Source organism: Variovorax sp. 20P10.2.4 (assembly GCF_058244205.1).
On record NZ_JBZAYE010000414.1, the window covers coordinates 1 to 6,698 of the forward strand.

Annotated in this window: 8 protein-coding genes; 4 read left to right on the forward strand and 4 right to left on the reverse strand. The window is 66.5% G+C overall.

Translation table 11 applies throughout. The features are described from left to right. On the reverse strand, positions 1 to 148 hold a 148-nt coding region (locus AC27VN_RS28740), incomplete at its 3' end, for a biotin transporter BioY (protein WP_490878744.1). A gap of 204 nt (positions 149 to 352) precedes the next feature. Between AC27VN_RS28740 and AC27VN_RS28745 the strand changes: the two genes are divergently transcribed. Next, positions 353 to 640, forward strand: a complete 288-nt coding sequence (locus AC27VN_RS28745) for a hypothetical protein (RefSeq protein WP_093342516.1) — start codon at positions 353 to 355, stop codon at positions 638 to 640. 40 nt (positions 641 to 680) lie between these two features. On the opposite strand, the gene AC27VN_RS28750 is transcribed toward AC27VN_RS28745, so the two are convergent. The 3 genes from AC27VN_RS28750 to AC27VN_RS28760 all read right to left on the reverse strand — a co-directional run bounded on the left by AC27VN_RS28750 (position 681) and on the right by AC27VN_RS28760 (position 2,028). After that, entirely contained in the window at positions 681 to 950 is a 270-nt protein-coding gene (locus tag AC27VN_RS28750; RefSeq protein ID WP_057594242.1) for a hypothetical protein, read from the reverse strand. A 119-nt stretch (positions 951 to 1,069) separates the two neighbouring features. After that, on the reverse strand, positions 1,070 to 1,492 hold the full coding sequence (locus AC27VN_RS28755; RefSeq protein ID WP_490878740.1) for a hypothetical protein: 423 nt from the start codon (positions 1,490 to 1,492) through the stop codon (positions 1,070 to 1,072). Positions 1,493 to 1,509: 17 nt separating this feature from the next. Next, positions 1,510 to 2,028: a hypothetical protein gene (locus AC27VN_RS28760; protein WP_490878741.1), complete on the reverse strand. Its 519-nt coding sequence runs from the start codon at positions 2,026 to 2,028 to the stop codon at positions 1,510 to 1,512. Between the two features lie 496 nt (positions 2,029 to 2,524). On the opposite strand from AC27VN_RS28760, the gene glgX reads away from it, so the two are divergent. The 3 genes from glgX to AC27VN_RS28775 all read left to right on the forward strand — a co-directional run bounded on the left by glgX (position 2,525) and on the right by AC27VN_RS28775 (position 6,657). Next, positions 2,525 to 4,654, forward strand: coding sequence for a glycogen debranching protein GlgX (gene glgX / locus AC27VN_RS28765; protein ID WP_490878742.1), 2,130 nt, complete (start codon positions 2,525 to 2,527; stop codon positions 4,652 to 4,654). Positions 4,655 to 4,862: 208 nt separating this feature from the next. After that, entirely contained in the window at positions 4,863 to 6,362 is a 1,500-nt protein-coding gene (locus AC27VN_RS28770; RefSeq protein WP_490878743.1) for a DUF4331 domain-containing protein, read from the forward strand. A 13-nt stretch (positions 6,363 to 6,375) separates the two neighbouring features. After that, positions 6,376 to 6,657: a hypothetical protein gene (locus AC27VN_RS28775; RefSeq protein ID WP_296789143.1), complete on the forward strand. Its 282-nt coding sequence runs from the start codon at positions 6,376 to 6,378 to the stop codon at positions 6,655 to 6,657. Positions 6,658 to 6,698: the final 41 nt, after the last annotated feature.

Here is a 6,698-nt window from a genome sequence, read left to right on the forward strand (position 1 = left end):
CGAGCATCACGCCGAGGGTCTGCAGCGTGATCGGCACGCCCAGGGCCAGGTCGATGCGCGGAACGGCGCCCAGCGCGGCGATCAGCGCGGCGAAGAGCGCGACGTAGGACAGCGTGCGGGAGGAGGTGATCGGGGTGGAGGTGGACATGGAAATGGAATGTCGGGGAAGGTTGCGCTGCAGGCCGTGGCCTTGGCTTCCTTGCGTGGCGGACGGGCCGCGGGTGGCTGGGCCTCCACTGCCTGCGCGGGGGCGGGCAGGAGGGCGCCCGAGAGCGTAACACCGTCGCCGCCAGGCCCGCGCTGGTACGCTATCCGTCCGAATTCGAACCCAGGCGCGAGGAGGCGCCGCCCCATGAAACAACAGATCTCGCGACTCTCACCGCATCAGAACGGCAAGGTGTTCGGCGTCATGATGGCGGTCACCTCGCTGGTGTTCCTCGTGCCCTTCGCGCTGCTGTTCGCGCTGGTGCAGCCGGCCGGCAAGAGCGGGCCGTCGCTGCTGCTCCTGCTGCTCGCGCCGCTCATGTACCTGGTCTTCGCCTACTGCGCGGTGGCCATCGGCTGCCTGATCTACAACTTCCTGCAGAAGTTCGTCGGCGGCATCGAGTTCGAGACCTCGACCCCCGCGAACTCGCAGTAGGCGCAGGCCCCGAGCCAGGGCCTGGCGGCCAACGAAGGCCTCAGGCCTTGTCGGCTTCCGACTTCTTGTCGATCGCCGCCTGCAGCTCCCGGGCATAGGCCAGGAGCTGGTCGCGCATGGCATCGGCGCCCTGCAGCAGCGCATCCGACGTGGGCTGGCCCAGCAGGATGCCTGCCTGCTGGTTGCCGAATCGTTCCATCCGGTCGAACAGCAGCCTGGGATTGGGGTGCGAGGACATCAGGGCCAGGCAGAAGCTCTTGAGCGCGGCCACTTGTCCCTGGAGGTAGTCGAGGCGTTCTTTGTCGGTCATGGGAATAGGTAGAAATGGGGCTGGCCGGGAGGCCCTGGCGGTACTCTACGGCACGCGTCGAGCACCTTGCGAAGAGTGCGCTATTTTTTGCCAGGCGCGACCCCGTCACGTTCTGCCTCTCAGCCTCGAGGGATCGGGCTTTCGGAAAGAGGTTTACCGAACGTGGCTACGCAATCTTCATAGATCTTGATATCGGCGCCGGTGGAAATCAAGCCTGCGGAAGGGCCTTCCAGCAGCTGTGTACGACCGTCCTCGAGTATGTCGGCACTCAGCAGGACGTGCCTATCGACCATCAGATCCAGGCGATAGCCGTTTTGGCGCCTGGCTTGATGAACGAGTGGCTTGTAGTAACGCGGCGCGTTGGTGAATCCGTGCTGGATGCATTCCAGGAACGCCACGGTCTTGGTCGGTTCGATCTGGCCAGCGGCGCGAAGCTTGAAGCGGTCTTCGTGCTCGCCACGAAATGAGGTCGGAGCACATCCGGCGAGAACCATGCACGCGACGAGAACTGAGGCGAGGCGCGCGGAGTCGAGCGTGTTCATGCAGTGTCTTCGGACGTTCAATTGCCCACCCGGTCCTGGTCAGTCAGGAAGACGCGCCCCGTTTGTCCTTCGGCGACCTCGATGCGTTTCAGCAGTCCTCCGCCCTGATTGCTCGATCCGACTTCCCACACGACCTCGGTGGCGATGAACCATCTGCCCGGTGCGACATTTTCGAACTCGAAATTCCCTTGCGCATCGCACATCGACATTTTTCTCAAGGAAGCGAACTCCTTGGGGACTTGATGATTCTGGCCAGGTACTGCCGTTGCGCCTCTCCTCGCGATATCGAAGATTTCACCGAAGTAGGCGGTGTCGGGAATCATCATGACTTCCCGGCCAGCGCAGGTCACGTTTCCGCCGCCTCGTTGACGCAGGAACGCTTGCCCACGGATCGTTTGTCCTGGTTTTGCCAGATACGGGCGGTGCAAGGCTTCGTCGAACGGGATGGTCGTTCTGACCACCTGCTTTTGCATTGGCGCGCATGCCGCGACCAATCCCACGAGTACGGCTGTGAAGGCGATTTTGAAGGTGCGCAAGTCTCTCTCCTCTTTGGGCTTAGGTTCGCTATGTTGAATTCTCGAACGGGATCACGAAAGTGAAGGCCTTCTCCATGGAGATGGGCATCATTCGCGCAATCCCGGCATCCGGATGTCACTGGATTCATTCGATGATGCCAAAAAAGATGCATCGAAAACTCACAATCCTACTTTTGAAGGGGTCCTGTGAGACTCGGCGCGAATCAACGCCTACTGCCACGACAACGAGATCTCGTGGATCGACTGGGCCGCAATCAGCGGCGAAGCCGGGCGCACGGAGCGACTTCTTGGCTCGCCTGCTCGTGTTGCGCAAGGAGTTCTCGGTGCTGTGACGCATCCGCTTGATGGCCGTCCGCTTCGACCACCGGCCCGGTGACCGGATGACGGGCGCGCCGCCTACGCGAGGCTGCGCCAAGTGCTGCCGCACGCGGGCACGGGGGACACGGAGACTTTGCCGTCCCTTCCCGCAACCCCTCAGCCCGATCACCCACACGCCATGGCCGACACCCCTCACGTTCCGACCCCCCTGACGGTGCTCGAAGGCACCGCGCACCCGCTCGGCGCCAGCTTCAACGGCGACGGCGTCAACTTCGCCGTGTTCTCGGCGCATGCCACGCGGGTCGACGTCTGCATCTTCGACGAGGCCGGCACCACGCAGGTGGGCTGCGTCACCCTGCCCGAGTACACCGACGAGATCTGGCACGGCTTCGTGCCCGGCCTGCAACCCGGCGCGCGCTACGGCCTGCGCGTGCACGGTCCCTACGAGCCCGAGAAGGGCCACCGCTTCAACCACCACAAGCTGCTGCTCGACCCCTATGCCAAGGCCTACATGGGCACGCTGAAGTGGGGCCCCGAGCTGTTCGGCTACACCGTGGGCCATGCCGACGGCGACCTGAGCTTCGACGAGCGCGACAGCGCGCCGCTGGTGCCCAAGTGCGTGGTGGTCGATTCGCGCTTCGAGTGGACGCAGACCGATGCGCTGCGCGTGCCCTGGCCCGAGACCGTGTTCTACGAGACCCACGTGCGCGGCTTCACCATGCAGCATCCGCAGGTGCCCGAGCAGTTCCGCGGCACCTTCGCGGGCATGGCGCGCGACGAGGTGCTGGCGCCGATCCGCGCGCTCGGCGTGACCAGCGTGGAGCTGCTGCCGGTGCAGATGTTCCTGAACCAGTCTTCGCTGCTCGAGAAGGGCCTGACCAACTTCTGGGGTTACGACACCATCGGCTTCTTCGCGCTCGATCCGCGCTACATGGACGGGCCGCAGATCGACGAGTTCAAGCACATGGTGGACCGCTTCCATGCGCACGGCCTCGAGGTGATCCTCGACGTGGTCTACAACCACACGCCCGAGGGCAACGAGCTCGGCCCGACGATCTCGTTCAAGGGCATCGACAACGCGAGCTACTACCGGCTGCTGCCCGACACGCCGCGCTACTACATCAACGATACCGGCACCGGCAACACCGTGAACCTCAGCCATCCGCGCGTGCTGCAGATGGTGACCGACAGCCTGCGCTACTGGGTGACCGAGATGCGCGTGGACGGCTTCCGCTTCGACCTCGCGACCATCCTCGCGCGTGAGCCGCACGGCTTCGACGAAGGCGGCGGCTTCCTCAAGAGCTGCCGGCAGGACCCGGTGCTGTCGAGCGTGAAGCTGATCGCCGAGCCCTGGGACATCGGCCCCGGCGGCTACCAGGTCGGCGGCTTCCCGCCCGGGTGGGCCGAGTGGAACGACCAGTTCCGCGACACCGTGCGCGCCTGGTGGAAGGGCGAGGAGGGCACGGCGGGCAAGCTCGCGCAGTGCCTCACCGCGAGCGGTGAGCGCTTCAACCACCGCGGGCGCCGGCCCTGGGCCAGCGTCAACTTCATCAGCGCGCACGATGGCTTCACGCTGGCCGATACCGTGAGCTACAACGACAAGCACAACGAGGCCAACGGCGAGGACAACCGCGACGGCCATTCGGACAACCGCTCGTGGAACTGCGGCGTCGAGGGCCCGACCGACGACGAGGCCGTGCTCGCGCTGCGCGCGCGCCAGCAACGCAACCTGCTGGCCACGCTGCTGCTGTCGCAGGGCACGCCGATGCTGCTGGCCGGCGACGAGTTCGGCCGCACGCAGCAGGGCAACAACAACGCCTACTGCCAGGACAACGAGATCTCGTGGGTGGACTGGGCCGCGGCCGGCGGCGAAGCGGGGCGTGGACTCAGCGAGTTCGCGGCCCGCCTGCTCGCGTTGCGAAAGGAGTTCCCGGTGCTGCGGCGCAACCGCTTCCTGGCCGGTGCCTGGTTCGAGGACATCGGCGCCAAGGACTCGACCTGGTTCACGCCGGCCGGCGAGGAGATGCAGCCCTCGCATTGGGACGACCCGCAGACGCGCTCGTTCGCGCTGCTGCTCGACGGCCGCGCGCCGGTGTCGGCGATTCCGGTGGCGGCGCACGACGCGAGCGTGCTGCTGGTGTTCAACGCCTGGCACGAGGCCGTGCCCTTCACGCTGCCCGCCGCACCGGCCGGTGCGTGGACCCTGGTGCTCGACAGCGCCGACCCGGCACTGGGCGTGGGCGATGACGCGGCGCGTGGCGACTATCTGGCGACGGGGCGCTCGGTGCTCATGTTCACGAGCCGCTGAGTTCGTGACGTTTCGGTGACGGAAGGAAGGACCGCGCGCGCCCTCGCGGGAACGCGCGCGTAGCACTTCCACGGCCGCGCTGCGCGGTGAAAACCCTCGGTAAAAAAAGCACATCCGGTTGAACCTTCGGTTCGTACTCATCCAGAGCCGACGTTTTCGTCGGACGAGTCGTGCCCGCACATCCACCATTTACACCGAGGTGACGCCGATGAGATTCTCCCTACCCCCCGCAAGGGCCTGTGTCTTCGTGCTCAGTGCCGTGACCGCCGTGGGTGCCATCGCATCCAGCCACCGAGAGGCGCCGTCGATCGCGGGCATGCCCAAGCTCGATGCCACCGACTTCTACATGTTCCGCAGCTACGAAGCCGGCCGCCAGGACTTCGTGACGCTGATCGCCAACTACCAGCCCGACCAGAGCCCGTACGGCGGTCCCAACTACTTCACCATGGACCCGAACGGCCTGTACGAGATCCACCTCGACACCGACGGCAACGCGGTCGAGGACATCACCTTCCAGTTCAGGTTCAAGAACACGCTGCGCGACATCCAGCTGCCGATCGCGGGCAAGCAGGTGTCGATCCCGCTGGTGCAGGCCGGCGGCATCAGCGGGCCGAACCAGGCCACCAGCAACCTGCGCGAGACCTACACGCTGAACATCGTGCGCGGCGATCGCCGCAAGGGCAAGGTCGAGGCCGTGTCCAAGGCGGGCGGCGGCACCGAGTTCGACAAGCCCACCGACAACATCGGCGACAAGACCTTCGGCGGCCCGACCGGCTATGCCACCTATGCGAACCAGCATCTCTACACGGTCAACATCCCGGGCTGCGCCACGCAGGGCCGCGTGTTCGTCGGCCAGCGCAAGGATCCGTTCACCGTGGCCCTGGGCCAGGTGTTCGACCTGATCAACCTCAATCCGCTGGGCTCGAGCTCGGCCAATCCCGACGCGCTGGCCGACAAGAACGTGACGACGATGGCGCTCGAGGTGCCGATCTCGTGCATCACCACCGCCGGCCATCCGATCGTGGGCGGCTGGACCACGGCCAGCGTGCGCCAGGGGCGCCTGATCGCCAGCCCGCCCAAGAGCGGCCATGGCACCACCGCGATCAACGGCGGTGCCTGGGCCCAGGTCTCGCGTCTGGGCATGCCGCTGGTCAACGAGGTGGTGATCGGCCTGAAGGACAAGGACCGCTTCAACAGCTCCAAGCCGCAGGACGACGCGCAGTTCGCCGACTACGTGACCAACCCGACCTTGCCGGCGCTGGTGCAGACGCTGTTCTCGGCGCCCGCGCCGACGAACTTCCCGCGCACCGACCTGGTCGCGGCCTTCCTCACGGGCGTGGAGGGCGTGAACAAGCCGGCCAACGTCAAGGCGTCGGAAATGCTGCGGCTGAACACGTCCATCGCGCCGACGGTGAAGGCGAACCAGAGCAACCTCGGCGTGCTCGGCGGCGACAACGCGGGCTTCCCGAACGGACGCCGGCCGGGCGACGACGTGGTCGATGCCGAGCTGCGCGTGGCCATGGGCGTGCTGTGCGTGGCCACGGGTGCCAGCGACACGCTCAAGGTCGGCTGCAAGCCGGCCGACGCGCCCGCGGGCAGCGCCGCGCTGACCGATGGTGCCGCGCAGAACCCCACGCAGTTCCCCGATGCCTTCCCGTACCTCAACACGCCGCTGCCGGGTTCGACCTCGGCCTCGGCCGCGCGCTGAGGAGGATGCCGGCATGAACCGCAACATCCCTCGCATCGCCGGCCTGCTGCTGGTGACCGCCTTCCTTGCCGGCTGCGGCGGGGGCGGCGGCGGTGGCGCCGTGTTCTACCCGTTCCCGCCGGTGAGCGGCAACCCGCCGGAGAACCCGCCGCCGCAAGCCGACGCCTACGACAGCTTCATCGCCTACGTGCAGTCGCTGGTCGCCTCGGTGCTCGACACGGCGGAGCCGGCCAACGTGGCCGCCTTCGATCCGGCGCCGACGTCGGAGACCAAGGACCCCGTCGCCACGCAATGAAGCAGGCGCAGCGTGCCGCGCGGCGGGCCGCGAACCGGCTG

Coding starts and splice junctions, on each gene's coding strand:
- AC27VN_RS28755 (WP_490878740.1), bottom strand. CDS start 1,492: ATGAACACGCTCGACTCCGCGCGCCTCGCCTCAGTTCTCGTCGCGTGC.
- glgX (WP_490878742.1), top strand. CDS start 2,525: ATGGCCGACACCCCTCACGTTCCGACCCCCCTGACGGTGCTCGAAGGC.
- AC27VN_RS28775 (WP_296789143.1), top strand. CDS start 6,376: ATGAACCGCAACATCCCTCGCATCGCCGGCCTGCTGCTGGTGACCGCC.
- AC27VN_RS28750 (WP_057594242.1), bottom strand. CDS start 950: ATGACCGACAAAGAACGCCTCGACTACCTCCAGGGACAAGTGGCCGCG.
- AC27VN_RS28770 (WP_490878743.1), top strand. CDS start 4,863: ATGAGATTCTCCCTACCCCCCGCAAGGGCCTGTGTCTTCGTGCTCAGT.
- AC27VN_RS28745 (WP_093342516.1), top strand. CDS start 353: ATGAAACAACAGATCTCGCGACTCTCACCGCATCAGAACGGCAAGGTG.